The organism is Micromonospora sp. DT81.3, assembly GCF_049847225.1.
Lineage (GTDB): Bacteria > Actinomycetota > Actinomycetes > Actinomycetales > Microbacteriaceae > Microbacterium.
The window spans coordinates 118,451-143,878 of sequence record NZ_JBNCNY010000003.1; the positions used below are offsets into that span (position 1 = coordinate 118,451).

Sequence of the window (25,428 nt, forward strand, 5' to 3'; positions counted from 1 at the left end):
ACTACGAACATGGGTGCCAGGGCCAAGCCCCGGGGCCACCTGCCCGCGGAGCTCAGCAGTTTCGTAGGGAGACGCCTCCAGATCCAGGAGATCAAGACCTCCCTCGCCACCTCGCGCATAGTGACCCTCGTCGGACCGGGCGGAGTCGGCAAGACGCGCCTCGCGTTGCGGACCGCTGCAGACCTCGAGCGTGGCGTCGCCGACGGCGCCTGGTTCGTCGAACTCGGAGGACTGACGGACGCCAGGTTGGTCCCGAAAGCGGTGATGACATCGGTGGGTCTTCGCGACGAGTCGGGATTGTGGCCGCTGTCTCGACTGATCGACTACCTCTCCGAGAAGCGACTTCTCCTCGTCCTGGACAATTGTGAACATCTCCTGGACGCGTGCGCCGTGCTGGCCGACTCGTTGCTGCGCGCGGCGCCCGAGTTGAGAGTGCTCGCGACCAGCAGACAGGCCCTCGGGATCGCGGGGGAACGGGTTGTCCACATCGATCCCCTGTCACTCCCGGACTCAGGTAGGCCGCTGGTGCTTGCGCGAGCCGGGCACGCCGAGGCTGTCGCGCTCCTCGTAGAGCGTGCAAGCCAGGCGGGCGCGGACCTCACGCTGACTGAAGCCAATCTCGCCGACGCCGTCGAACTCGTCAGGCGCCTCGACGGCATCCCGCTCGCCATCGAGCTCGCCGCCGTGCGGCTCCGCACACTCGGCTTGCACCAGCTGGTCAAGCGGCTGAACGACCGATTCAACCTCCTCGACGGTGGTAGCACGGCTGCGCCTGCTCGTCAGCAGACTCTCGAGGCGACCATCGCCTGGAGCCACGACCTCCTCGCGTCCGACGAGAAGACGGTGCTGCGGCGTCTGGCCGTGTTCCCCGCATCGTTCACGTTGGAGGCGGCCGAGCGCGTATCCGAAGGCGCGCCCCCCGGCCGCGACGTTCTGACCGCGCTCACGGCCTTGGCGGAGCGATCATTCGTCAATGTCGAACGCTCGACCGGCGAGTCTCGTTACCGCCTCCACGAGACAACCCGTGAGTTCGCGCTCCTTCAGCTCCGCACGGCGGAGGAGGAGCAACTCGCACGGCGCATGCATCTGACGTACTTCGCGGAGTTGTGTCGCCGCGCCGACTCCGACGGGCACGTTGCCGACGACGAGACCACGCTTGCAAACCTCGAGGCGGTCGACGTGGAGGCTGACAACATCCGCGAAGCACTCCGTTACTGCCTGGCTGACCCGGCCAGTGTCGAGATCGGGCTGGAGATGGCGGCCGGCCTCGGAAGATTCTGGACAAACCGAGCTCTCAGCGAAGGGGCCCATTGGATTGACGCGCTGCTCGAGCGAGACAGCAGCATCACGGGCCCGCGTGCGCGGGCTCTCTTCGTTCGGAGCTACCTCGCTGTAGCGCAGGGCGACCCGTCCGCAGGACTGGAGGCAGCAGTCGAAGCCACCCGGCTCGCACGCGGGGCCGACGACGTGCTCCTCGTCCGAATTCTCGCGTCAGAGGCGGCGCTGCATGTGGCGAACGCGGACATCCCGGCAGCTCGACGCTCGTCGGAGGAAGCAACGTCCATCGCCGGCATCCTGGATGACGACATCGCGCTGGCGGCCGCGGCACAGTCCGAGGCGTTGATCGCCTCCTTGGACGGCGACTTCGTACACATGCGCGACATCGGACTGGCGGCCGCAGAGCGCTGCCGACGTGTCCACGAGATTTACATGCTCAGCACGCACCTGACCAGCGCCGGGGTGGGGTCGATGATGCTCGGCGACCATCCCGCGGCCGAGTCGTCCCTGACCGACGCGTTGCGAGCCACCCTGGCCATCGACGACCGACCCGGCCTCGTGATGCGACTGCAAGCTCTCGCCGCGAACGCAGCCATGGCGGGTCAGGCCGAACGTGCAGCCAGGCTCCTCGGCGCCACGGACATGCTGCGCGCTGAAGGTGGATACGACGTCAGCCCATTCGTCCAGCCCCTCGTCACCCAGGCTGCGTCCCTCGCGGGCGCCCGACTGGGCCGCGAGTGGTACGAGAGAGAACATGATCTCGGCGCGGGCCTTGATCATGAGTCAGCCGTGGCGCTTGCACTCGGAACTGAACTCGTGCGGAGCGCCGATCCGGAGCCGATTGACGCCAACCCGCTCAGCAAGCGAGAAAGGCAGGTCGCCGAACTGGCTGCGACCGGACTGAGCAACAAGGAGATCGCCAGCCGCCTCTTCGTCTCCGAGCGGACCGTCGAGACCCATATCTACAACATCCTCAACAAGCTAGGGCTGAACTCACGAACCAAGATCGCCGCCTGGGTTCTGCCCGAAGGATAGGTCGACGCCAGAAATCTCGCGTAGTCGTTCCGCAGGTAGGAATGCCAGGGCGATAAGGTCCCGCACGTCTTCCATGGTCGGTGCTTCAATCACGCAGACCAGGCGACCATCCGCCGCGGTCAGCCCCGCGAATCGGAGTCGCACAGGAGTCGCGCTCCTGGACATCCGCACCTGAGCCGCCCGAAGCGTCGACGTTGCGAGGGCGACTCGGGATCCGTCGCGCTTGGACAGCGGAATCTCTACCAGGAAGCACGTCATGGCTCCGACTGTCGTCGATCCACGGCCTCACGGCATCGCGGTGAACACCGAGCCGGTACGTAGCCATCGAGTCGGCGGCGGCCGTTTCTCAGTACCCGCTACGTGCTGCCCCGGAATCGAACGGAGACTTCGGTCGAGCAGGCTACGAGTACAGCCTCACTTACAGGAATCGAGGACGACTCATGGCTACTGCAACTCTTCCCGGCACGGTGGTATCCGAAACGCGATCGGTGGCTTGGCCGCCGGACGGGCTCGCGGACTCCCGCATGCGGCAATCGCGAATCATGGGCACGTTGTTCCTTGCCGGCTTCGTCGTATATGGGGGCGGCCTGTCACTGGTGTCATCCCTTGTGGCCGCACCTGACTTCCTGGACACGATCGCCCCGCTCCGGCTGCTTCTCGCACTCGGAGCGTTCCTGATGCTGCTGAACACTGCGGTGGACATCGCGAAAGCGGTGCTGTTCTTCCCCATCCTGGAACGGCACAGCAAGCGCGCCGCCCTGACCTACTTCGCGACCATGATCGTCCAGGTCGTGTTCCTCAGCATCGGCGTGCTCGCGATTCTGATGCTCGTGCCGCTGAGCCAGATGGCGGCGGACCCCGGAGCGGCGACCCTCGGAACCATCCTGGTCGAACTGAACGGCACCGCCTACCAGGTGGGACAGATGACACTCGGCGTCGGCGCGACCGTCCTGTGCGTGATCCTGTTCCGGACCCGCCTGGTTCCGCGATGGATCGCCGTGGCGGGCCTGGTCGGATACCCGAGCCACGTTCTGGGCACGATCGCCGAAGTCTTCGGGGTCGAGATCGGCCTGTACCTCACCATGCCCGGGTTCCTCTTCGAACTCGCACTGCCCCTCTGGCTCCTGATCAAGGGATTCCGCCCCGAGGCGTACGTGGGCCCCACCCCGACGACCGCCTGATCCCGCGCAACGCATGAGCCTTGCAAACCCAACAGCATCCGCCACGAGAAGAGCAGAGGAAATGACAACTCACGCACCGGCCGCAAAACCGGCCAACCCACTGATCCCGGGCCGCCAGGTCGGCGTCCCCACGACCATGAGGGCAACCGTCCAAGACGCATACGGCCCCGCCGAAGAGGTGCTGCGACCGGACGACATTCCTGTACCAGCGCCCGAGGCCAACCAGGTCCTCGTGCGAGTGCATGCTGCATCCATCCACGTGGGCGACCTCGTCTCGATCGAAGGCGAGCCAATCATCGCCCGCCTCGCTACCGGGCTCCGCAAGCCGACCAACCGGGTGCCCGGGACCGACGTCGCGGGCACCGTCGTCGCGGTCGGCGACGCCGCCACGAGTCTCCGCATCGGGGACCAGGTGTTCGGCTGGTGCACGGGTGCGTTCGCGGAGTATGTCTGCGCTGCGGAAGACCACTTCCTGCCCAAGCCCGCGAACCTCAGCTTCGAGCAAGCCGCCGCGGTGGGAGTCTCCGCTACGACCGCTCTTCAGCTCCTCCGAGATCGGGCAGTCTTCGGAGCGAAGGTGCTGATCAACGGGGCGTCCGGTGGCCTCGGCTCGTACGCCGTCCAGCTCGCCGCAGCATTCGGCGCCGAGGTGACCGGAGTGTGCGGGCCCCGCAACGTCGACACCGTCCGGTCGCTGGGAGCGGCACACGTCATCGACTACACCAAGGAAGACTTCACGCGTGGCGAGCAACGCTACGACTTCATCCTGGACAACGTCGCGAACCACTCGCTGGCCCGAACCCGACGTGCGCTCACCGAGCGGGGGGTCCTGCAGTCCAACAACGGAACTTCCGGTGGCCGCTGGTTCGGCACGCTCGGAACCGTGATCAAGACCGCGGTGGTCTCGATCTTCACGCGACGACAGGCTCCGCCCTCCATCAAGTTCACAACACGGGAGGACCTGCTCACTCTGAAGGCCATCATCGAAGACGGCAGGGTGACACCGCTCATCGAACGCACATACCCGTTGTCCCGGGCTGCGCACGCGATCGAGCACGTCAAGACGGGCCATGCCCGAGGCACGGTCGTCCTCACCGTCGAAGCCCCAACGGAATCGAAGAGCTGACCATGACCGCCCAAACGCACGTACCGCACTGGACTGTCGACCGCATACCGTCGCTGGCCGGCAAGACCGTCATCGTCACCGGGGCGAACAGTGGCATCGGCCTAGAGGCCGCCCGCGTGTTCGCCGCCAAAGAGGCCCACGTCATCTTCGCCGTCCGCGATGAGAAGCGAGGCCGGGACGCTGCGGCCAGCGTGACCGGCTCGACCGAGATCCGCCACCTCGACCTCGCCGACCTACAGTCAGTGCTCGCATTCGCGGGGATGTGGAAAGACGACGTCCACATCCTGGTCAACAACGCCGGCGTCATGGTTCCTCCACTGGGTCGCACCGCAGACGGCTTCGAACTGCAGTTCGGCATCAACCACCTCGGCCACTTCGCGCTCACCAATCTGCTGCTGCCCCACATCTCAGGACGCGTCGTCACCGTCGCCAGCAGCGCCCACCGCTCCGCCACGATCGACTTCGACGACCTCAACTGGCACACGCGACGCTACGGCAACGGATCGGGCGGGTACGAGCAGTCCAAACTCGCCAACCTGCTGTTCACCCTGGAGTTGCAGCGTCGGCTCGAAGGGTCAGGGTCACCGGTCATCGCGACCGCCGCTCACCCCGGGATGGCTGCGACGAACCTCATGTCCAGCTCCGAAAGCCCCATCATGACCACCTTCGCCAAAGTGGCCGTGCGACTCTTCGCCCAAGACGCCGTCATGGGCGCGACACCCACACTCTTCGCAGCCGCCGAGGATCTCCCCGGCGGAAGCTACGCAGGACCGAGCCGCCGCCGCGAGATGGCGGGACCGCCGGTTCTGGTGGGCCGATCGAGCCAGGCGGCAGACCCCGTCATTGCAGCGCGGCTGTGGACGGCATCGGAAGAACTGACCGGTGTGCGGTATCCCGCAGCCCAGACGCAACGCCCTGCTCGAAGGCACGGTGCAGCGCAAGGAGCCGTCCACACGACAGGGAGCACATCGTGACCCTCCCCGCCACCGCCGCCGCAGGACTGACGTGGTCGCGCTGACCCCCGGCACATCGAGGTTCATCGGTACACTGCGGCATGGTCATACGCAGCCGCCTGGGTGACTACCTGCGGGCGCGGCGAGCACGGGTTCATCCGGAGGATGTCGGTATCCCGGTCGGGGATGAGCAGCGCCGGGTTGCAGGGTTGCGCCGCGAAGAGGTGGCGATCCTCGCGGGCATCAGCAGCGAGTACTACTTGCGGTTGGAGCAGGGGCGGGAGGCGCACCCGTCCGACCAGGTTCTGGACGCTCTTGCTCGAGCACTTCTCCTGGACGCGCCGGCGACCGCGTACCTGCACGAGCTCGCGCAGAAACCGTCTCCCGGTCCGACGGAGGGCGTCGACGTCGTCGACGAACGCGTGCAATGGCTGATCGACTCCTGGCCGGTCACCGCCGCCGTCGTCCACAATCGTTACATCGATGTGCTCGCGACCAACGCGCTTGCCCGCGCGCTCAGCCCGAACTACCGGATTGGAGTGAACAATCTGGTCTCGCTGCTCACCGACCCTGCGGATGAAGAGCTGCACGAAGGATGGGACGCGCTGACGACGAGATCGGTCGCGCTGCTCCGATCGATGTTCGGCCAGCGTGCCGACGACCCGCACCTCCGCGCGCTGGCGGCCGAACTGTCCGCGCGCAGCGATCGCTTCAGTGAATTGTGGGCGCGCAACGACGTCGTGCAGACCTCCAGCGGCACCCACGTGCTGCGACATCCGCAGGCGGGCCGGCTGACGTTGCATTACGCGCGCCTCCCGCTCATCGGCACGGACGGGCACACGATCTTCCTGTACTACGCAGAACCGCGCGGCCCGACGGCGGACGCGCTGGCGACCCTGTCTACTCGGGGGTAGTAGTAGCGGGGGCAGGCACAACCACGGGGCTCGGACTAGCGTCGCGCTCATGGAGCTCAATCTGACCGACAAGGTCGCCGTTGTCACCGGCGCGAGCAAGGGAATCGGGCTTGCGGTCACCCGGGCGTTCGTCGCCGAAGGCGTCAGAGTGGTCGCCGGCGCACGCACCCTGACCGACGAGCTCGTGGCTCTCTCCGACACCGGCCAGGTCATGGCAGTCCCGGTGGATCTGTCAACGGTGACTGGGCCGGCCGAGCTCGTCGCCCGCTCAGAACACTTCGGCGGCCTCGACATCGTCGTCAACAACGTCGGCGCGGTCACCCCCCGCACCGATGGATTCCTCGCCGTGACCGACGACGACTGGTTCAGCACGTTCAACCTGAGCTTCATGGCCGCCGTGCGGACCACGCGTGCCGCGATCCCCTACCTACTCGAGCGAGGCGGCGGGGACGTCGTCACCATCGGGTCGGTCAACGCCTACCTGCCCGACCCCGGCGTCATCGACTACTCCGCGGTGAAGGCAGCGGTGTGGAACTTCTCCAAGTCCCTCTCCAAGGAGTTCGGAGCGCAGGGCGTGCGATTCAACACGATCAGCCCCGGCCCGGTGTCGACTGCGCTCTGGCTCGGCCAGTCCGGGGTCGCGGCCACCATCGCCAAGAGCATGGGCGTCTCGTTCGACGAGGCCCGCGAGCGGATCATCGCCGGCGGCGGCGGATTCGCCACCGGCCGCTTCACGGAACCAGAAGAGGTCGCCGACCTTGTTCTTCTCCTCGCCAGCGACCGTGCCGGCAACGTCACCGGCGCCGACTTCCGAATCGACGGCGGGCTCTCCAAAGACCTCTAGCTGCACCCGCAGCATCCGACCACCCCATCCCGAGCAAGGAGTTGCATCATGTCGAACCCGCCAGTGGTCTTCATCCACGGACTATGGATCCACTCAACGGCCTGGGCGCCGTGGATCGAACTGTTCGCCGCCAACGGCTACCAAGCGAGCGCGCCCGGCTGGCCGGGGGATGCCGACACCGTCGAGGCCACCCGCGCGAACGCGGAGCACCTCGATGACGTCGGAATAGAGCAGATCTGCCACCACTACGCCGACTACATGGACACGCTCGACGCGAAGCCGATCGTGATCGGGCATTCGTTCGGCGGCCTCATCGCCCAGGAGCTGCTTGCGAACGATCTCGCGGTCGCGGCGGTCGCCATCGACCCGGCTCCGATCAAGGGCGTGAAGAAGCTGCCGTTCTCGCAATTGCGCTCCGGATTCCCTGTGCTGGGCAACCCCGCCAACAAGCGGCGCACCGTCTCGCTGACCGCCAAGCAGTTCCGCTACAGCTTCGGCAACGCGATCTCGGAAGAGGAATCCGACGCTCTCCACGCAGCATGGACGATCCCCGGTCCGGGTCGCCCCCTGTTTGAGGATGCGACGGCGAACTTCACACGGAACTCGCCCGCGACAGTCGACACACGCACCGCAGTCCGTGGCCCGCTGCTGCTGGCATCCGGCACCGAGGACCACACCGTGCCGAAAGCGGTGACCCTCGAAGTGCTCGGCATATACGCCGACAACCCGTCATCGACGACCGAGTATCACGAGTTCGAAGGCCGCGGACACTCGCTCACGATCGACAGCGGCTGGCGCACCGTCGCCGACGCCACGCTCGAATGGCTCGCCTCGAAAGGGCTCAACGCGGCCATCCCCACTCCGACCTCTGCCGCCACGGCATAGCCGGAACCCGAAGGAGACCCACCATGCACACCACTCACAGCGGAGGCCTCAGGCGTCCGTTCCGAATCGCGTTGGCATTGTCCGCCGCGGCCGCGCTCACCGCGGCCGCCGTCGCCATACCGGCGGCAGCGCAGGTCAGGGGAGCGCCGGCAAAGCCCTTGCCCACCGTGGTGCTCGTCCACGGAGCCTTCGCCGACTCATCGGGCTGGAACGACGTGACGACGAAGCTGCAGAAGCGCGGCTACACCGTGCTCGCCGCCTCCAACCCGCTGCGTGGGCTCCAATCGGACACCGACTACGTGAAGTCCATCGTCGCAACCATCGAGGGACCGGTCGTCCTCGTCGGACACTCCTACGGCGGAGCGGTCATCACCAACGCGGCGACCGGTGACCCCGACGTGAAGTCCTTGGTCTACGTGGCCGGCTACGCCCCCGACGAAGGTGAGCGACTGATCGACGCGAACGAACTCGGGGGCGGCCACTCCTCCCTCGGCGAGCACCTCGTCATCCGTCCCTACCCGGGGGCTCCCGAGGGTGACGCCGACGGCTACATCGACCCGGCCCATTTCGCTGAACTGTTCGCAGCCGACCTTCCGCCCAAGCTGGCCGCAACCATGGCTGCATCCCAGCGGCCGGCCGCGCTCTCCTCGCTGTTCACCCCGTCCGGCTTTCCTGCGTGGATGACCATTCCGAGCTGGTATCTGGTGGCCGCACAGGACCATGCGATTCCTCCGGAGGCGCAACGGGTCATGGCAGAACGCGCTGGGGCCACCACGGTCGAGATCGACAGTTCACACGTCGCAATGATCAGCCACCCCGACGTGGTCGTCGACCTGATCCTGGACGCAGCACAGTAACCCGGTGCGCGTTGTGGCATCCGTCGATGTTAGGCGGGTGCCACAAGCGATGAGGTTGTGGCAGAGCCGCTCGGGGTCGCGCGCGCGTCAGATGCCCCCGCGTTGTGGTCTCGAGATCTATTCACCGCTGGCCTCAGCCGGAGACTGCTCAAGATCCGTCCCACTTTGGCTCATCCAGGCTCCCACCTGGAAGGCCAGGGTCAGCCGGTATGACTTCCGCTTTCCGAGCTAACGCAAGGTGAGGCGGCATCATGAAGCTCTCGGGCAAACCCATGTCTCGCACGCGAAATGCGCCGCCGCCCGCGTCACGCGCGCCCGGCTTGCATAAGGGCCGACGACAGAGATGAGACCGCTTCACGTGACCAGCCCGCTCCTCCGCCCGAACACCTTCTTGGAACGGCTACGTCAGGTTGGGACTGGCGAACCACGATGTGAGTGCGGCCTGGAACCGTTCGGGGGCGACGTTCGCTTCCCAGCCGTGGGGTGCCGCGGCGGTTTTCACCAGCGTGACGTTCGGGTGCGCCGCAGCGAAGTCCTCGGTGAGTTCGAAAGGGATCTCCATGTCACCTTCGGAGTGCAGGACGAGGGTGGGGATGCTGATCGGCTCCGCTTGGCTCCAGTCGAGTCGGTCGAATTCCAGCGGAGCAGGCATCCCGATCATCCGACTGGCAACCGGAGACTCCAAAGCCCAGGTCAATATCGGCGCGAGAAAGTCCGGCAGACCACCCTGCTTTACACCCTGCCTGATGATGCGCCGCCAGTTGGTCGCCGGAGCGACTAGCGCGAGCCTGTCAACTACTCCCGGTTCCCGGCGCAGCAGCTCGAGCGCGAGCCCGGCGCCCATCGACCAGGCGACGACGTATACCTCCGGCGCCCCGTGCGCTCGGGCATAGGCGATTGCATCGGCCAGATCGGACCACTCTCGCTGACCGAGGTTGGAGGTGATTGTCGCGGGTCCGTCTCCGGAGCCGCGGTAGGTGACCGCCAGGGAGGTGAGTCCGGCGCGTTGCGCTGCTTCGACGGAGCGGAGAGTGACCAGCCTTGACGTCCGGATGCCTTGGACGTGAATAACCCATGCCCTATCGGAACTGTCACCGCGAAACAGCCAGGCGGGCGCGGATGCGCCGTCTCGTAGCGGGACGGTGACGTCTTCCCACGTGCCATCGATCTCTGCCGGGCTGCTCATGACGTGACCCGTCCATTGAGCCGGAAACGGCTCGGCGGGAAGCGGTGCCGTCGCCTTGAGGACGCGGCGCACAACTCGTTCACCATCCGAACGCACCACGGGCCCCACGAGGGCGTGGTGCTCGAAGCGCTCCCCAAACCAAAGTCCGTAGCTACCCGTCGCCGACGTCAGAACATCCTGCGGCAGCTCGACACCGTCGCCGACGCGCCGGACGGTCAGAGTCTTCCGTCTCGGTTCAACGCCGACGACGCGTCGCGCCAGCAGGCGGACCAGACCCGCGGCGGCCGCCACGAATACGGTCATGAGTGTGGCCACGATGGCGATCACTTTCAAGGTGCGGTCACCCTCCCCGCGGCGCTTGACATCCGCACGACGGCGGGCGCTCTCATCTGTCGATCCAGCATTGCAGTCGCGGCGCGCAGCAGGTTTCGCTCACGCTTTGTGAGCTCCTGGCTGTTGGCGATGTCGGTGAGACGAACGGCGAGCCGGTAGGTCTCGTGGATGGGGTCTTCGTCCGGGATGGGAGTCAGGAGCATCCCCCGGCCGACGTTCGCTGTTGTGAGCAGACGGCCCAGCGCGGCATTCATCGACCGGCGGCCTGCGCGGGCGATCGCGAACGCGATGATGCCGACGCACACCAGGACGATACCGCCGTAGAACGGAATCGTGAACAGATTCCCGACCGCTTCAACCGTCGGGGTCCGGCCCAAACCGGCCACGCGGAGCGTGAGGTAGACGATCTCCAGCAGGCTGGCGCCAATGATGGCCCACGCGCCGATCCGGATGAGGATGTACGGCCGTGGTCTGCGACCGCGGATGCCGCGGAGCATCCGGGTCATGATCAGCACGACGCATCCCATATAGATCGACGCATACGCCCAGAGGCCCAAGTGGTCCGCGGTCTCCTTGATGAAGCCATCCGTCGTCGATCCCCGATCGGCGATCAATAGGAAAGGGATCGTGAAGGAGAGGAACATCACCGGCAGCTCCCAGAGGCTGCGCGGATTGAACCGGCTGCCGTCAAGCGTGAGGGCAGCCTGCATGACGAACCAGAACGCCGCGGTCGCGAGGATGTTCTGGAGCAAGTTCGCGACATTCGTTCCACCGAGCCAGCCGTCGACGATTGCCAGTGGCACCGCGACACCGACCATGAAGATCGCCGCCAGACCGGTGATCGTGGCAATCCAGGTCAGGCGACTGTACGGCTCGCGGATCGCGGAAGGCAACCGGATCAGTGTGAGGATGAGCAGCGCGAGGAACGCGACAGTTTCGATGGGCACGAGCATCAGCCGAACACCGCCTCGTCGTGACCATGACGCGGCTGCAGTAGGAGACGAGACAGCAGCTGCGACAACTTCTCGGCCTCCGCCTCGACGACCAACTCGGTATCGCTGAAGTCCAGGTCGACTTCGAAGTCAGGGGTGACGATGCCGCGCGCAAGCACGGTCTGACCGGCACGCAAATGACGGGTGCCCGGATGCTTGACGGGCAGGGTCGCACAACCCGCATGCTCGAACAGGATGTGGGACAGCTCGTGGAGCACCGTGTGGAACTGGTACCAGCGAGGATCGGACTTCCGCACCAGGATCGTGGCTGAATCGGCTGTGAGCAGAACCAGACCGGTGATGTTCTCCCAGTCCCGATCACCGACCGGCTCGATGTCAATCCGCCTGCCGGTCGCTGACGCGACATGCCGGACAATGCCTTCCAGGTCTACGTCGGCGGGAAGCTCGAGGCGTTCCAGCTGTGCTTCCGCGCGGGCGCGCAACTCTTCATGATCTCGAGATGCGCGGTAGCTCATGACGCCCGACCTCCGATTACGACCTCGGCACAGCGATCGCTCGAATGCTTCCACTGTACGCCGATGCGCAGTAGAGGTCAGGTCAGTACGTTATTGAGCAGAGATTGACCTGAGTGTCTGCGCAATCGCGCGCAACGCGGCAGGTGAAATCTCACCCACCGCCCTGGCTGATACCGAGTCTGCACCGGACGCCTTGAGTGCCTCACGGAACTCGAAGTTCGCTTCGGCTGCTTCCACCGCCGCAGCATCGGCCAGATCCAGCAGGTACGCACTAGGGACGCCCGCATACACTCCGACGCCTTCAAGAACTCGCACACGTACTGGCGACGTGGAGTCTCCAGCAACGAGGGCGGACCACTCATCCCGGTCCAGCGCGACACCGCGATCCGCGAGCTCACTTACAAGGCCGTCGAGGTCGAACATCGAGCCGTCAAGGCGAGGTGCACGGGAGACCGCGGTCAGCCGGCGGCCCAGCTCCTTGGTCTCGATATCCACCGTGGGCTCGATCTCGTGAGCTTCGCCGATGGATGCCGCCACGCGCGAGATCTCATGCGGATGAGTCCCCAACGCGCGCGCGAGCTTTTCCATGTCGTTCGCGTCGAACGGCGCGGCCCCCCGCAATCGCCCGTAGAAGTAGCTCGCTGACATGCCTGACCGGTCGATCAGTTCCTGATTCGTCATCCCGGCCGCGTCGCGCAGAGTCGAAACGGCGCGCACCAGGTCCATCGACCACGCGCCAGCCTCGCCTTGGGAACGTCTACCCACGAAAACAGGCTATCGCTATGCATTGCCGCGGCGTTTGGTACCTATTTCAGCACATTAGGCGTATCGTGCTCCTATGTACGCATACCTCCAGTGCTCACTCCCCGGCCCACCGCCGCCGGGCCGACAACGTCGACGGTGAGATGGCGCGTACCTCCAACAAGAAGCCGCTACGTCGGCTCAGAAGGAGGTGCCCCTGCCATGACTCACCAACACCCCACCGTCGGTGCCACGGAGGCGAAGCTCGAACGGCTGCACGCTCAGTTGGCGGATGCTGTGGCCACGCTCGTGACGGGCGATGACTGGGTGCGGGCTCTCGAGTTCGCCGCTCGATTCCGATCGCGTTCGTTCAACAACACCGTGCTCATTTGGATGCAACACCTCGCCGCGTTCGAGCAGGGCAGGGTGGCTGAGCCCACGCCGACGTACGTCGCGGGGTTCCGGCAGTGGCTCGCGCTGGGAAGGGCGGTCGAGCGTGGCCAGACCGGCTACATGATCTTTGCGCCGATCCTCGCGCGGTTCGCCTCGCCCACGCCACATGTCGCCGAGTCATGGCGTCGTCTTGCGCCTCGCGAGATCCCGAGACGCAACGACGTCGTGCGCGCGCGACTGGTCGGCGTGCGGCCCGCATACGTGTGGGACGCCTCGCAGACGAGTGGTGTCCCAATTCCCCAGGTGCCCACGCCGCAGTTGCTCGCAGGCGGGGCGCCACCGGGTCTCTGGGATGGTCTGGCGTCCTTGGTACGCGGACACGGGTACACATTGCGCATTGTTGGGAGCGGTCGCGATCTCGGCGGAGCCAACGGCATGACTGACTACCTGACTCGGAGCGTTGCCATTCGGGGTGACATGGAACCGGCGGCGCGTGCGAAGACCTTGGCGCACGAGCTGGCGCACGTGATGCTGCACGGCCCTAACTACGCGGATGCCGCACTCCATCGCGGGGTCGGGGAGGTCGAGGCGGAGTCCGTTGCTCTGATGATCGGAGCAGCCCACGGCGTCGACACATCGGGCTACACCATCCCGTATGTGGCGACCTGGGCAACATCCGTCGATGGAAAGACGCCGGTGGAAGTCGTGCAAGCGACTGGTGAGCGAGTGCGCACGGCAGCGGTCACCATCCTCAAGGGGCTGCCGACGATGCAAGCCGGCTCGGGCGACCCGCCGGGTCTGACGAGGGAAGCGCAGCGGGGTGCACTTCAGCCAACCGTTGCTGGTCAAGTGGAACGGTTCGATGATGTCCGCTTCGCGAGGGTTCGGCATTCCTTTGCCCAATCCGCGATCTCGGCCCGGGATCTGTGATGGACACCGTCGCCCTATTCGCCGGAGTGATCGGCCTCTCACCGCAGGAGGGAGCCGCTCGATTCGCTGCGGCAGGAGTCCCGATCTTCCCATGCAAGCCATTCGAGAAGCGGCCACTCACTGAGCACGGGTTCCGCGATGCGACATTCGACGGCGGCCAGATTGCCCGATGGTGGTCTCGATGGCCCGATGCGAACATCGGCATGCCGACCGGGCGAGCTTCCTCCGTCGAGGTCGTAGACATCGATGTGCACGGGCGAGTGCGCGGATTCGCTGCCTTCGAGCTCGCTCGCCGGGAAGGTCTCGTGGATCGCTGGCAGGCGCTGGTGAAGACGGCATCCGGTGGGATGCACGCCTACTACCCCGCAGACCCTGATCGCGTTCAGGCATCGTGGCAGGCCGCCAGCGCCGGCATCGACTTCCGGGGCGAGGGAGGCTACGTCATCGTGCCGCCGTCGCTGGTGCTGTTCGAAGGCAACAGGTCCGCGTATGAGTTGATCGGCGCTGGCCGCGGGGACGCCGTGTCTATCGACGGATCGGCGCTTCGACAGTTCCTTGACCCGAGGCCGACCCCTACTGCGACGATGCCCGCGGAAGCCCGCCGCGATGTTGACACGGAGCGTATCGCGGCGTGGCTGGCCGCACGGGCTGAGGGCGAACGGAACCGCGCCCTGTACTGGGCCGCATGCCGGCTCGCCGAGAACGGCGTCAACGATCAGAGCGCGCGCAACGTACTCGGGCCTGCTGCGGAGCACGCGGGGTTGCATCGGGCTGAAATCCTGACGACCATCCGGTCTGCGTACCGAACGGTGGTGGGGCCGACCCCACCCTTTCGCATCAGTGGTGGCAGCTCAGCATCCCGCTCGCTCAGCAGGCAGGTGATCTCGTGATCCCCGCTACGACGGACCCGCGGTCAGGACGGATTGCCGTATGGACCGCGGTAGTCGGCACCGTGTTCATCGCTGTCGGTGCGTTCTGGTTGTCGTTCACCGCTCTCGCGGATCTCGCCCACGCGTCCGGCATCGCGGCGACGCAGGCGTGGGCGTGGCCGCTCATTGTGGACGGAATCATCGTCGTCGGAACCGTTGCCGTCGTCGCGCTCGCCGGACAGCGGGGTGCATGGTATCCGTGGATGCTGCTCATGATCGGCGCTGCGGTATCGGTCGCCGCAAACTCGATCCATGCCGTGGTCGCGGCGGATGCCGATGTTCTTCCCGTGCTTGCAGCGTCGGTTGCCGCAGTACCGCCGCTGGTGCTTCTCGCGATCACTCACCTGACGGTCGTTCTCGCCCAGCGATTCCGGCTTCACGTCTCCTCCACAGCAGAGACGTCACGAGACCTGTCCACAGAAGTCGTTCCGATTCGCTCGCTGGTCGATGTTCCCGAGAAGGGTGCCCGTAGAAGCGTTGCCGCGCTGATGCGTCAGCGCGGGATGTCGAACAAGGAGATTGCGAGCGCCACGGGAGTTCATCCGTCGACAGTCGGCCGGTGGTTCGCGGGGACGATCGGCACACCTGAGGTTCAGAAGGGAGTTACGTCAGGAACGAATACGAGCGAGTCGAGCGACCCGGCCTGCCACGTCGCGTGGACGCGTCCGAGCGTGAACGTGAACTCGTCGACAAGCGGTCACCCGAAGAGGTCTCCGAGTTGGCGCGGCACGGCGATCCTTCGCTTGCGAGGCAGCCGCTGTCCCTATCCGGCGCTGAGCGGGTTCGAAGCGAGGTGGTCTGGATGCGACCTACGGAACTCGTTCGAGCGGTCACCGGGCGCGTCGCGGGCCAGGGAATCGACCTCGAGTCCTCGCTCGCCCGGCGAGCGCGCGCTTTCCCGACGCAGGGGGTTGCGGCTACTCGCCGCGCAATTCGTGAACGGGCCCTTCACCTACCGCCGGTGGAGGCTTTCGGAAACGGCCGCGCTGATCACGGGTCCGTCCGTCGTTCTGGAATCGGTCGGTAGCGAGGTTGCCATGTCGAGCCAAGGTTCCCGGTCAGCTGCCGCCGCATCGGCCCACTCGCAGCGCGTTTCGGATTCGTCCGAGCCAGCACGCGTCCCCGCTGCGTTTGAGACCTCGGAGGGGCTGCGCGAAGTGCTCGAGCGCCTTGCCGCGCAGGACCACGGCGCGTGGCGTCGCGACACCGAAGCCGCAGCGCTCATGGAGTATGTCGTTCGGCGTTACGCAAAGCTGGCGCGCAAGCACGGGCTCGATCCATGGGATGCGGCCGCGGCCGCATTCGACGCGATGCGCTCATCGGCCGTGCGCAATGCCGACGACCCCTGGGCGGTAGTCACACGGGCCGTGCAGGTGACGCTGATCGCGGAGGAACGGGCGAACGGCCTGCTGTGCTCCGTTTACCAGGCGCGCCGTCCTGAGTTCTCGTCGTTCCATGACCCCGAGCGATTCAGCGACCGGGAGAACCCTTTGAGCGGCTATCACCCGGCACTTCGTGTGCAGTCGATCGGGGACGCGCCCGATGATGGCCACTCAGACGGCGCGGGGATCGGTGAGGCAGTCGAGAATGCGATCGCCTTCATGACCTTGCTCGGCTGGCCGCGCACGCCCGCGCGCACGGCGATGGAGTACATCTGCGCGCGGCTCAGTGAGGTTCCCTCGCGTGCAACCGCCTGGGAATCGCTCCGGCGCGACGTTCACGGGAGAACCCTCCTCGACCTGTCGTCCGCGTCGTGGAATGGATTGCTCCGCGCTGTCCTCGGCAACCCGGAACCGGAGGTCTCCCGGACGACAGCCGGCCGCGGCATCCTTCTCCGCCTTCTGATCGGTGAACCGCTACGTTCGCTGCTTACGGATGATGACCTTGTTCTCGCGGTCAGTCTCGCCGCCCCCGCCGAGCGATCGAGGCGGTGACCGTGGGAACCAGAGTCGGCCACATCGAGCTCGAACGATCGATCGAGTCGATCGTCGTCGGGAAGCGGCACCGTACCGAGTTCGGAGACATCGATGAGCTCGCCGCGTCGATCACCCGCGACGGACTTCTTCAGCCGGTCACCGTGACACCGGAAGGCGTCCTGGTGTGCGGCGCTCGTCGGCTCGAAGCGCTGAAGCGGCTTGGTGAGAAGACGATCAAGGTGTGGGTGAGGTCCGGGATCTCGGATCGGCTCGCCGAGCTGTTGGCAGAGCAGGCCGAGAACCTCCTCCACAAGCCGCTCACGCCGACAGAGGCGGCCGCCCTGTACACCGAACTGAAGGATCACATCGCCGACGACGCGACTCGCCGGCAGTCCGCGACGCGTTTCAGCCGTCCGGATTCTCGGGATGGAAAAGACGGTGGTGCCACCGTGGCACCACCGCAATTCAAGTCAGGCAAGAGTCGCACCCAGGCAGCCCAGATGGTCACCGGAAAGGCGTCATACACGACGCTGGAACGCATTGCCGAACTGCAGCGCTTTGTCGCTGACCCCGGCGCCGACCCTGCACTGAAGGAGAGAGCGAGCGAAGAACTGCGGCTCATCGACGATGGCGGCAGTGTCGCCGCGTCACACCTGCGAATCAGGCAACTCCTCGATCCGGAGCCGCCGAGGCAGTTCGAGGACTTCGAAGCACCCGAGGACTTCGAGCCGCCCGACGAACTCGAGCAATTGGCAAACGCGGCTCTCGCGAGAGTCAAGGAGGCGAAGCGCAACCGGCGGCCATCCAGGTCTCGTGCTGCTACGGCACACGTCTTCCCCGTCCGCGCGTTCGTGCGTGTGTGGGAGGACCTGGATCTCTGGTGGACCCATTTCGATGTCGCGGCTGTGGCTAATGAACTGACGGATGAGCAACTCGAGCAGTTCGAAGCGACACTCGCGTCGACCGTGGAGTTCTTCGCGGCGCTCCGCAACGCACGTGTCCAGCGGGGACGGGAGATCGCGTGATGGCCGCGTCTGTGCGCCCAGGGCGGCGCCTCGTCCTTCTCCTCTCGATCGGGTTCGGTGTGCTGGCCGCACTCGTCGGCGTCGGCCTTTACGGCCTTGTACTGGCACCGGCGCCCAGCACGCCGACGACCTCCGTCGAGCCGACAGCCCCGACCGCCGCGGCCGTCGATCCTGAACCGAGCGCCTCGAGCGCAACGCTTCCCCCGATCCGCTCGACATCGGATGCCGAGTCCTTCGCGCGCGATGCCGCCCACGCGCTCATCAACTGGGACGCCGCCACGGACTTCGATCCGGCCGACTACGCGCAGGTGATCATCGACGCAGGGGATCCCTCTGGTACTGAGACCGCCGGGCTAGCCTCCGATGTTCGCACCTACCTGCCGACGGCGGACGCCTGGTTGACGCTGCGCGGCTACGGCACGCGCCAGTGGCTCACCATCGATGAGGCATTCGTTCCGGCATCCTGGAGCGACGCCGTCGGTCAAGCGGCACCTGGCCAACTACTCCCCGGAACCATCGCGTACACGATCACGGGAACACGCCATCGCGCCGGCATCGTGGGGACGCAGGCCCAGGAGACGTCTCGACCGATCGCGTTCACCCTCTTCATCGCCTGCGAGCCGAGTTTCGACGAGTGCCGATTGCTCCGGCTCTCTGGGGTCAACAATCCGCTCCGGTGACGGACGTCGCGCATGAAGAAGCTCGTCATCGCTCTCGCCGTCGTTCTGTTCACCCTGCCGTTCGCCGGCTTGATCGCGCTCCCTCTCGTCCTCTCCCCCGCCGCACTCGCTGCCTGCCAGACATCCGGTCAGCTCGTCGTTACCGACGTGCCGGAGAGACTAACTGCGATACGGAGCGACGGCGTGTCCGTGACCCTCGGGCACACACAACTCACCCACGCCGCGACCATCATCACGGTAGGCAGCGGCATTGAGGGTGTCGGGCGGCAGGGGGTGGTGATCGGGCTGATGGCCGCACTCACCGAGTCAACCCTACGGATGCTCGCAAACGCGGCCCATCCCGCATCGCTCGGCATGCCCAACGACGGCGTCGGCAGCGACCACGACTCACTCGGCCTGTTTCAGATGCGCCCGGCCTCCGGCTGGGGCACTGTCGACGAGCTCATGGATCCGGACTACCAGGTGCGCGCATTCTTCGGTGGAGCAGAAGGACCCAACTTTCCCTCCCCCGCGGGGCTCCTCGACATACCGGGCTGGCAGTCAGCTGACCCCGGCTCGGCTGCGCAATCTGTCGAGCGCTCAGCTTTCCCCGACCGCTATCAGGAGTATCAGCCCGTCGCGGAAGCCATCCTCGTAGCGCTGACCCGGCCTACCGTCTCGGCGAACGGAGGCGGCGCACCGCTCGATTCCATCCCCGAGACGACCCGCATCGTCTTCGCCCTCCCGAGCGATACGTGGGTGCGGTCCAGCGGGTACGGTGGGCGCACTGACCCCATGACCGGTCAACCTGCGTTCCATGCAGGAACCGACTTCTCCGCGGCAGACGGCACGCCGATCTTCGCGATCGCGGACGGGATCGTCAGCTGGGCGGGGCCGTATGGGGGTTACGGACAGCTGATCGTCATCGAGCACACGGTCAACGGAGAGCGGGTGGCGTCGGCGTACGCGCATATGTGGCAAACCGGCGTACACGTGACGGTCGGTGAACGCGTCACCGCCGGGCACCACATTGGGGACGTCGGGGCATCCGGTAAATCGACCGGATCCCATCTGCACTTCGAGATTCGTCCCGGCGGCGCGTTCGAGCCCGCTATCGACGCAGACCCGTGGCTCGCCGAGCACGGGGCTGAAGGATTGGATTCCTCGACCTCTGGCAGGACAGCGTGCGCGACGGGCGCACGAGCGTGACCGGAATGGATATCTTCCCCGACTTCGGAGCAGTTGGAGGTGCGGGTGACCTCCGCGCGATCGTCGGCGCTCTCCTCATGTATGTCCTGGTTCTCGCGGTACTTGCGATCCTCATCTGTGCCGCCACATGGGCGATTGCGTCGACGAGCGGGAACTACCAGTCGGCCATGCGAGCCCGTACCGGCCTCCTTGTCGCCGTCGGCGCAGCGGCACTTGCCGGCGCGGCCGTCGCCTGGATGAACTTCCTCATCGGGGTCGGCCAGCAGCTGTAGCCCGAGTGAACGCATGCACTGCGCGGCACGACGAATCTCGGGGACGCCGCACGCACCTTGTACGCAGGTTCGTTTCTGCGCAGACAAGGAGCACGACCGTGATCGACATCACACCAAACGGGTCAGGCCTCCCCGGCATCGAACAACTCCGCGTCATCGTCGGCGCGGTGATGACTGTCGGGCTCATCCTCGCCGTGCTCGCCCTCATTATCGCCGCGGTCGCCTGGGGGTATGGAGCCAACTCATCGAACCCCCATCTCGCCTCTCGCGGCAAGCTCGGCGTTCTCGTGGCGTGCGGCGCGGCACTCATCTGCGGGGCGTCGGTCACGCTCGTGAACTTCTTCTGGGGTGTCGGTCAGTCTGTCTGAGCGAGACGCGGCCGATCGAGAGGAACGACGCGAGTGGGCGGAGTTTGCGATATCCCGGCGATCGCCGAGGTATGCCAGACCGTCGGGTCGGGTGTCACATCGCTCGTTGCCGCGCCCTTCGATTGGCTCGCTCATACGCTCGCCGCAGCCGCCGCGTGGTTCTTCGAAGCCGTCTGGGCGGTGTTCGACACGACCACCCTCGTCGACGTCACCGGTGACCAGTACACCCAGGTGTACAACCTGCTCTTTGGCGTGGCGCTGTTCGTCATGCTCGTGTTCTTCTGCCTGCAATTGATCACCGGATTGGCGCATCGCGATCCGACTGCGCTCTCCCGGGCTGCTGTGGGGCTCGGCAAGTCCGTGCTCGGATCGTTCGTCGCGATCGCCCTGACGGCGACGGTGCTGGAGCTCACGGATCAGCTGGCCATCGGGATCGTCCAGGCAACCGGCAACACGATGGAGGGAATGGGCGACAGAATCGCCTTGATGGCCGCCGGGCTGGTCGCGATCAACATCGCGAGCCCCGGCGTCGGCGCGATCATGACGATCTTCCTCGCCGGACTCGCGATCGCAGCTACCGCGATCGTCTGGTTCTCGCTCCTTATCCGCAAAGCCCTGCTCCTGGTGGCGATCGTGTTCGCGCCGATCGCACTCGCCGGATTCTCCTGGGATGCTACCCGTGGCTGGTTCGGCAAGTGGGTGGCGTTCGTTGTGGCCCTCGTGTTCTCCAAGCTCGTGCTCGTCGTCCTCTTCCTCGTCGCGATCAATCAGACCGCGGCGCCGATTGACCTTGATCTCGCCTCGATCAGCGATCCCGTGGCCGGAGTCGTGCTCATGCTCGTCGCAGCCTTCGCGCCATACATGACCTACAAGTTCATCTCGTTCGTCGGCGTCGATATGTACCACGCGATGTCGACCGAACAGGAGGCGAAGGGAGCGCTGAATCGGCCCGTCCCCGTGCCGATTAGCCCCGCGACTGCGAAGTCGGCGAAGTCGATCCTCGACGGAGGTGGCACCTCGAGCGGGTCGGCGCCCCCCGCGGCGACGAGCGCCGCCGGCAGCACGGCCGGATCGGGTGCCAGCGCGGGAGCGTCTGGTGCAGCAGCGTCGGGCGCAGGAACTTCAGGAGCTGCGGCGGCCGCCGGCCCGGCCGCCGCAGTCATCGTCGGCGGTCAGGTGGCTGGCAAGGCTGCCTCCGCCGGACCCAAGCTCGGAAACGCCACCGGATTAGCAGCCATGGGACATGCCGAGGGTGCCATTCCGGCAGACATACCACCGTCACCGACAGCCTCCCCGGCTGCCGGGCAACCGATCCCACAGCCGCGCACACCGACCCCGCCCCCGCGACCGATCCCCACTCCGCGCGAAAGGACGACAGCATGACAGCGAACAACCTCCCGCGCGCGAACCAGCTGCGCCCGGTTCAGTTCTCCCGTCTGTCCAAGCGAGGCGTGATGCTCGGCCTCTCCCTGGCACAGCTCGTGACGCTCGCCATCGGACTGATCGCGTTCACCAGTGCCGTGTACCTGGGCGGCGGCATCCTCTTCGGCCTCACGTCACCGATCTGGGTGACAAGCGTCGCTCTTGCGTTCGTCCCCGTGGGCGGCCGGAAGCTCATTGAATGGGTGCCGATCTCGATCCGCTGGGTGTGGCGAAGCGTCGGCGGGCAGCTGCGATTCCGCGCGGACTTGGTCAAGCCGCGCCCCGCGGGCACGCTCGCACTCCCTGGCGACGCCGCCGCGCTCCGAGAGTGGGTCGACCCCGAGACGGGCGCCGCCATGATCCAAGACCCTCACGCTCAGACGCTGACGGCGATCGCTGGCATCACGCATCCGGCTTTCGTTCTTCTCGACAGCGGCGAACAGGAGCGTCGGGTGGCCGGCTGGGGGCGGGTGCTCGCGACGGTCTGCCGGTCGGGCCGGATCGCGCGGGTGCAGATCTCCGAGCGCACGGTGCCCAGCTCCGGAAGCGGTCTCGCCGAATGGTGGGCCCGGCACGGCATCGACGATGACTCCTGGCCCGCGGTCACCTACAAAGAACTCATTGAGCGTGCCGGCCCCGCAGGCGAACGACACGACACGACAGTCGCCCTCGCGCTCGACATGCGCGCGGCGGCCCGCCAGATCCGCGCCGCCGGGGGTGGCATGAAGGGGGCCGCGAGCGTCCTGCGTCAGGAGATGGCGACTTTCGCGGCGGCACTGCGGGCAGCCGATCTGACGCCAACAGGCTGGCTCAGCCCAGGCGAAGTCGCGGTCGTACTGCGCTCCGCGTACGATCCCGCCGCTGCTCCCGCTCTGGAGCGACACGGCGACATCGGTAGGTCCCTCGCAACGGCCGGACCCATCGCGGTCTCCGAAAACTGGGACCGGCTTCGTACCGACTCGGCCCACCACGCGGTTCTCTGGATCTCGGAGTGGCCGCGGTCACAGGTGTACCCCGGCTTTCTCTCCCCCTTGCTGCTGACTTCCGGCATCCAACGCACATTCACTCTGACGTGCACGCCGGTCCGTGCCGACCTCGCCGCGCGGGACATCAGGAGAAAGAAGGTAGGGCTTCTCTCGGATGCTGCGCAGCGGGCGAAGGTCGGGCAGATCGAGGATGCCGCGCGCACCGCCGAATACAACGACGTTGTGCAGCAAGAGTCAGACCTCACGGCTGGTCACGGAGTGCTGCGTTTCACCGGGCTCGTCGCAGTGTCGGCGCCGAGCGTAGACGAGCTGGATGCCGCAGTCGCGGCGATCGAGCAGGCCGCCGTGCAAGCTGCCTGCGAAACACGGAGGCTCGTGGGTCAGCAGGCGCAAGCGTTCACCGTCGCCGCGCTGCCCCTGTGCCGAACCGTATGACGCGCGGGGACACCTCGCGCACCTGACTGACGACTTCTGTTGCAAGGGGACACGCAATGCCTACATTCCAGGATCCTGTCGTCGATGGCGAGGAAGCGTGTCACGCATTGCGCGCTCTCGCGCACGCCACGCGCACGTTCGCTGACCCGGCACAGACGTACGAGGTGGTCGGGGACCTGCTGGGCGGCCTGAGGTCGCTCGAACAGGTGCTCGATCAGCTCGCGTTCGCGCACACCAGCTCGGACGCGATCGCCCGAACTGACGACGGCGATCACTGGGCTGGGGTGGAGGAAGCCCATGCAGCCGCCCTCGCGCTGCGCCGTGCGTCGACCCTTGTCGCTCGGGCCGGCCTGGCCCTGGATCGGGCATCTCAGCACTCCGGCCGAATTGCATGGGGCTCCTCCGCCGCCGCCGTGCCGCCGGTCTCGGAATCAGTCGCGCCCCGCGTCAATCCGAACGACTCCTTTCAGCGCCCTGGCTACTTCGCCTTCCAGGGGTCTGGTGCGATAGTTCACCGCCGCAACGGGATGTCGCTGTGAACGCGCAAGGGGGTGAGCGCATACACACCACAACGCTCGTGGACCCGGCAGGCGAACGCAGGAAGGAGCGTCGCGCCCGACGAAAGGCATCCCAGCGTCTCAGTGCCGCCACTCGCGCTGCCACCACCGCATCCGACCGTGCCGAGGCCGAAGCGCAGCGCGCGGATCTACGCGCGACGGCCTACCTGCCCGCATCCGGCGAGTCGCGCCCCACGGCGCTCCGAACGCCCGGCCGCCTGCGGATACCGCGCCACCAGGACACCAGTGCAACGCTTGCCGGAGCGTACCCGTTCCTCGCCGAAGGCGGACTCGGCTCGCAAGGCGTCTTCGTCGGCCAGGACCTCTACTCGGGTGCGTCATTCGTCTATGACCCGTGGGTGCTCTACTCACGTGGGATGATCACCGCGCCGAACATCGTCCTGGCAGGCATCGTGGGCTCCGGCAAGTCATCGCTCGTGAAGAGCCTCTACACGCGCTCGATCCCCTTCGGCCGCCGCGTCTACGTACCAGGCGACCCGAAGGGCGAACACACTGCAGTCGCCGAAGCGGTCGGTGGGCAGGCAATCGTGCTTGGGCACGGCATGGCGAACCGACTCAATCCGCTCGACGAAGGGCATCGCCCATCCGGCGTTTCCGACGAGAGCTGGGCCGGTCAGGTCACCTCTCGTCGGCGCGATCTCATCGGCGCCCTGACCGAAACGGTGCTCGAACGACCACTGAGCCCGCTGGAGCACACTGCGATCGACCTCGCTCTCGCGGACACTGTCCGCACATGTGAGACCCCGATCCTGCCGATGGTCGTGGAACGCATCCTCTCCCCGGACGCATCTCAGCAAGCCGACCGCCGCCTCGTCGAGGACGGCAGGGTCGTGGGGCACGCACTCCGTCGGCTCGTCGCCGGAGATCTCGCCGGCCTGTTTGACGGTCCCAGCACCGTCACCTTCGACCCGAGCCTGCCGATGATCTCGCTCGACCTGTCGCGCGTTGCCGAGAACACGACGCTCGTCTCTGTCCTCATGACGTGCTCCTCCGCCTGGATGGAGTCCGCCCTCCTCGACCCGCACGGCGGACAGCGTTGGGTCATCTATGACGAGGCCTGGCGTCTCATGTCGCATCCTGCGTTGCTGCGACGCATGGATGCGCAGTGGCGGCTCGCGCGCCATTACGGAATCGCGAACCTGCTCGTGTTCCACAAGCTCTCCGACCTCGACAACGTCGGTGACCAGGGTTCCGCGATGCGCGCGATCGCGTCGTCGCTCCTCGCCAACGCGGAAACCCGAATCATCTACCGGCAGGAATCGGACCAGCTCGGAGCGACTGCGACCGCGCTGGGCCTCACTGGCACTGAGCAGAGCCTGCTGCCCGGCTTGGCAACGGGTCAAGGTCTCTGGCGGATCAAGGACCGCAGCTTCGTGGTTCAGCACCAACTGCATCCCGCGGAGCTTGCAGCGTTCGACACGACGAGCCGGATGACGGAGGGCGTGAAATGACGACAGCGCACGCATTACGACGATCCACCGACGCGATCCGCGTGCCGGCGGTCC

24 protein-coding genes and 1 pseudogene are annotated in these 25,428 nt (G+C 66.3%); 21 read left to right on the top strand and 4 right to left on the bottom strand.

What is annotated here, in order from left to right; translation table 11 throughout:
- Positions 1-9 precede the first annotated feature (9 nt).
- The 8 genes from ACPW96_RS08310 to ACPW96_RS08345 all read left to right on the top strand — a co-directional run bounded on the left by ACPW96_RS08310 (position 10) and on the right by ACPW96_RS08345 (position 9,073).
- Positions 10-2,313 carry a LuxR C-terminal-related transcriptional regulator gene (locus tag ACPW96_RS08310; protein ID WP_425882687.1) on the top strand — a complete coding sequence of 768 codons (2,304 nt, stop codon included), beginning with the start codon at positions 10-12 and terminating at the stop codon, positions 2,311-2,313.
- Positions 2,314-2,753: 440 nt separating this feature from the next.
- Positions 2,754-3,494, top strand: a complete 741-nt coding sequence (locus ACPW96_RS08315) for a DUF4386 domain-containing protein (protein WP_425882688.1) — start codon at positions 2,754-2,756, stop codon at positions 3,492-3,494.
- A 61-nt stretch (positions 3,495-3,555) separates the two neighbouring features.
- Positions 3,556-4,620, top strand: a complete 1,065-nt coding sequence (locus ACPW96_RS08320; protein WP_425882689.1) for an NAD(P)-dependent alcohol dehydrogenase — start codon at positions 3,556-3,558, stop codon at positions 4,618-4,620.
- A gap of 2 nt (positions 4,621-4,622) precedes the next feature.
- The gene (locus ACPW96_RS08325; protein ID WP_425882690.1) at positions 4,623-5,594 is read left to right on the top strand and encodes an oxidoreductase; all 972 of its coding nucleotides are present in this window, start codon (positions 4,623-4,625) and stop codon (positions 5,592-5,594) included.
- 80 nt (positions 5,595-5,674) lie between these two features.
- Positions 5,675-6,487: a helix-turn-helix transcriptional regulator gene (locus tag ACPW96_RS08330; protein WP_425882691.1), complete on the top strand. Its 813-nt coding sequence runs from the start codon at positions 5,675-5,677 to the stop codon at positions 6,485-6,487.
- Positions 6,488-6,536: 49 nt separating this feature from the next.
- Positions 6,537-7,331, top strand: a complete 795-nt coding sequence (locus ACPW96_RS08335; protein ID WP_425882692.1) for an oxidoreductase — start codon at positions 6,537-6,539, stop codon at positions 7,329-7,331.
- A gap of 48 nt (positions 7,332-7,379) precedes the next feature.
- Complete coding sequence (locus ACPW96_RS08340) at positions 7,380-8,216, top strand: alpha/beta hydrolase (protein ID WP_425882693.1); 837 nt, start codon at positions 7,380-7,382, stop codon at positions 8,214-8,216.
- Between the two features lie 23 nt (positions 8,217-8,239).
- A complete protein-coding gene (locus ACPW96_RS08345) occupies positions 8,240-9,073 on the top strand; it encodes an alpha/beta fold hydrolase (protein WP_425882694.1) in 834 nt (277 codons plus the stop codon).
- 400 nt (positions 9,074-9,473) lie between these two features.
- On the opposite strand, the gene ACPW96_RS08350 is transcribed toward ACPW96_RS08345, so the two are convergent.
- The 4 genes from ACPW96_RS08350 to ACPW96_RS08365 all read right to left on the bottom strand — a co-directional run bounded on the left by ACPW96_RS08350 (position 9,474) and on the right by ACPW96_RS08365 (position 12,825).
- Positions 9,474-10,562: an alpha/beta hydrolase family protein gene (locus ACPW96_RS08350; protein WP_425882695.1), complete on the bottom strand. Its 1,089-nt coding sequence runs from the start codon at positions 10,560-10,562 to the stop codon at positions 9,474-9,476.
- Positions 10,563-10,588: 26 nt separating this feature from the next.
- On the bottom strand, positions 10,589-11,539 hold the full coding sequence (locus tag ACPW96_RS08355) for a hypothetical protein (protein ID WP_425882696.1): 951 nt from the start codon (positions 11,537-11,539) through the stop codon (positions 10,589-10,591).
- Between the two features lie 5 nt (positions 11,540-11,544).
- Positions 11,545-12,060, bottom strand: a complete 516-nt coding sequence (locus ACPW96_RS08360; RefSeq protein WP_425882697.1) for a hypothetical protein — start codon at positions 12,058-12,060, stop codon at positions 11,545-11,547.
- A 90-nt stretch (positions 12,061-12,150) separates the two neighbouring features.
- A complete protein-coding gene (locus tag ACPW96_RS08365; RefSeq protein WP_425882698.1) occupies positions 12,151-12,825 on the bottom strand; it encodes a helix-turn-helix domain-containing protein in 675 nt (224 codons plus the stop codon).
- 198 nt (positions 12,826-13,023) lie between these two features.
- Here ACPW96_RS08365 and ACPW96_RS08370 point away from each other — a divergent pair, with 198 nt between their 5' ends.
- From ACPW96_RS08370 to ACPW96_RS08430, 13 genes and pseudogenes are all read left to right on the top strand, one after another.
- On the top strand, positions 13,024-14,124 hold the full coding sequence (locus tag ACPW96_RS08370) for an ArdC-like ssDNA-binding domain-containing protein (RefSeq protein ID WP_425882699.1): 1,101 nt from the start codon (positions 13,024-13,026) through the stop codon (positions 14,122-14,124).
- Positions 14,124-15,014: a bifunctional DNA primase/polymerase gene (locus tag ACPW96_RS08375; protein WP_425882700.1), complete on the top strand. Its 891-nt coding sequence runs from the start codon at positions 14,124-14,126 to the stop codon at positions 15,012-15,014. Before ACPW96_RS08370 ends, ACPW96_RS08375 begins: the two co-directional genes overlap by 1 nt.
- Positions 15,015-15,076: 62 nt before the next feature.
- Positions 15,077-15,628, top strand: a pseudogene (locus tag ACPW96_RS08380) (DUF2637 domain-containing protein); the annotation flags it as partial.
- A gap of 582 nt (positions 15,629-16,210) precedes the next feature.
- Positions 16,211-16,987, top strand: a complete 777-nt coding sequence (locus tag ACPW96_RS08385) for a hypothetical protein (protein WP_425882966.1) — start codon at positions 16,211-16,213, stop codon at positions 16,985-16,987.
- A 2-nt stretch (positions 16,988-16,989) separates the two neighbouring features.
- Positions 16,990-17,994 (top strand): ParB N-terminal domain-containing protein, encoded by a 1,005-nt coding sequence (locus ACPW96_RS08390; protein ID WP_425882701.1) that lies wholly within the window; start codon positions 16,990-16,992, stop codon positions 17,992-17,994.
- Entirely contained in the window at positions 17,994-18,674 is a 681-nt protein-coding gene (locus tag ACPW96_RS08395; protein WP_425882702.1) for a hypothetical protein, read from the top strand. The genes ACPW96_RS08390 and ACPW96_RS08395 overlap by 1 nt, the downstream gene beginning before the upstream one ends.
- Before the next feature lie 12 nt (positions 18,675-18,686).
- Positions 18,687-19,862 carry a M23 family metallopeptidase gene (locus ACPW96_RS08400; RefSeq protein ID WP_425882703.1) on the top strand — a complete coding sequence of 392 codons (1,176 nt, stop codon included), beginning with the start codon at positions 18,687-18,689 and terminating at the stop codon, positions 19,860-19,862.
- 5 nt (positions 19,863-19,867) lie between these two features.
- Positions 19,868-20,134 carry a DUF6112 family protein gene (locus ACPW96_RS08405; protein WP_425882704.1) on the top strand — a complete coding sequence of 89 codons (267 nt, stop codon included), beginning with the start codon at positions 19,868-19,870 and terminating at the stop codon, positions 20,132-20,134.
- A 98-nt stretch (positions 20,135-20,232) separates the two neighbouring features.
- On the top strand, positions 20,233-20,502 hold the full coding sequence (locus ACPW96_RS08410) for a DUF6112 family protein (protein ID WP_425882705.1): 270 nt from the start codon (positions 20,233-20,235) through the stop codon (positions 20,500-20,502).
- Positions 20,503-20,535: 33 nt separating this feature from the next.
- The gene (locus ACPW96_RS08415) at positions 20,536-21,885 is read left to right on the top strand and encodes a hypothetical protein (RefSeq protein ID WP_425882706.1); all 1,350 of its coding nucleotides are present in this window, start codon (positions 20,536-20,538) and stop codon (positions 21,883-21,885) included.
- Positions 21,882-23,345 carry an SCO6880 family protein gene (locus tag ACPW96_RS08420; protein ID WP_425882707.1) on the top strand — a complete coding sequence of 488 codons (1,464 nt, stop codon included), beginning with the start codon at positions 21,882-21,884 and terminating at the stop codon, positions 23,343-23,345. The genes ACPW96_RS08415 and ACPW96_RS08420 overlap by 4 nt, the downstream gene beginning before the upstream one ends.
- 56 nt (positions 23,346-23,401) lie before the next feature.
- The gene (locus ACPW96_RS08425; RefSeq protein ID WP_425882708.1) at positions 23,402-23,884 is read left to right on the top strand and encodes a hypothetical protein; all 483 of its coding nucleotides are present in this window, start codon (positions 23,402-23,404) and stop codon (positions 23,882-23,884) included.
- Complete coding sequence (locus tag ACPW96_RS08430) at positions 23,881-25,374, top strand: hypothetical protein (protein ID WP_425882709.1); 1,494 nt, start codon at positions 23,881-23,883, stop codon at positions 25,372-25,374. The genes ACPW96_RS08425 and ACPW96_RS08430 overlap by 4 nt, the downstream gene beginning before the upstream one ends.
- Positions 25,375-25,428: the final 54 nt, after the last annotated feature.

Excerpts from the sequence above, each read along its gene's own strand:
- ACPW96_RS08405 (WP_425882704.1), top strand. The coding sequence starts at position 19,868 with ATGGATATCTTCCCCGACTTCGGAGCAGTTGGAGGTGCGGGTGACCTC.
- ACPW96_RS08340 (WP_425882693.1), top strand. The coding sequence starts at position 7,380 with ATGTCGAACCCGCCAGTGGTCTTCATCCACGGACTATGGATCCACTCA.
- ACPW96_RS08375 (WP_425882700.1), top strand. The coding sequence starts at position 14,124 with ATGGACACCGTCGCCCTATTCGCCGGAGTGATCGGCCTCTCACCGCAG.
- ACPW96_RS08400 (WP_425882703.1), top strand. The coding sequence starts at position 18,687 with ATGAAGAAGCTCGTCATCGCTCTCGCCGTCGTTCTGTTCACCCTGCCG.
- ACPW96_RS08330 (WP_425882691.1), top strand. The coding sequence starts at position 5,675 with ATGGTCATACGCAGCCGCCTGGGTGACTACCTGCGGGCGCGGCGAGCA.
- ACPW96_RS08335 (WP_425882692.1), top strand. The coding sequence starts at position 6,537 with ATGGAGCTCAATCTGACCGACAAGGTCGCCGTTGTCACCGGCGCGAGC.
- ACPW96_RS08395 (WP_425882702.1), top strand. The coding sequence starts at position 17,994 with ATGGCCGCGTCTGTGCGCCCAGGGCGGCGCCTCGTCCTTCTCCTCTCG.
- ACPW96_RS08370 (WP_425882699.1), top strand. The coding sequence starts at position 13,024 with ATGACTCACCAACACCCCACCGTCGGTGCCACGGAGGCGAAGCTCGAA.
- ACPW96_RS08360 (WP_425882697.1), bottom strand. The coding sequence starts at position 12,060 with ATGAGCTACCGCGCATCTCGAGATCATGAAGAGTTGCGCGCCCGCGCG.
- ACPW96_RS08350 (WP_425882695.1), bottom strand. The coding sequence starts at position 10,562 with ATGACCGTATTCGTGGCGGCCGCCGCGGGTCTGGTCCGCCTGCTGGCG.
- ACPW96_RS08325 (WP_425882690.1), top strand. The coding sequence starts at position 4,623 with ATGACCGCCCAAACGCACGTACCGCACTGGACTGTCGACCGCATACCG.
- ACPW96_RS08310 (WP_425882687.1), top strand. The coding sequence starts at position 10 with ATGGGTGCCAGGGCCAAGCCCCGGGGCCACCTGCCCGCGGAGCTCAGC.
- ACPW96_RS08425 (WP_425882708.1), top strand. The coding sequence starts at position 23,402 with ATGCCTACATTCCAGGATCCTGTCGTCGATGGCGAGGAAGCGTGTCAC.
- ACPW96_RS08320 (WP_425882689.1), top strand. The coding sequence starts at position 3,556 with ATGACAACTCACGCACCGGCCGCAAAACCGGCCAACCCACTGATCCCG.
- ACPW96_RS08315 (WP_425882688.1), top strand. The coding sequence starts at position 2,754 with ATGGCTACTGCAACTCTTCCCGGCACGGTGGTATCCGAAACGCGATCG.
- ACPW96_RS08345 (WP_425882694.1), top strand. The coding sequence starts at position 8,240 with ATGCACACCACTCACAGCGGAGGCCTCAGGCGTCCGTTCCGAATCGCG.
- ACPW96_RS08420 (WP_425882707.1), top strand. The coding sequence starts at position 21,882 with ATGACAGCGAACAACCTCCCGCGCGCGAACCAGCTGCGCCCGGTTCAG.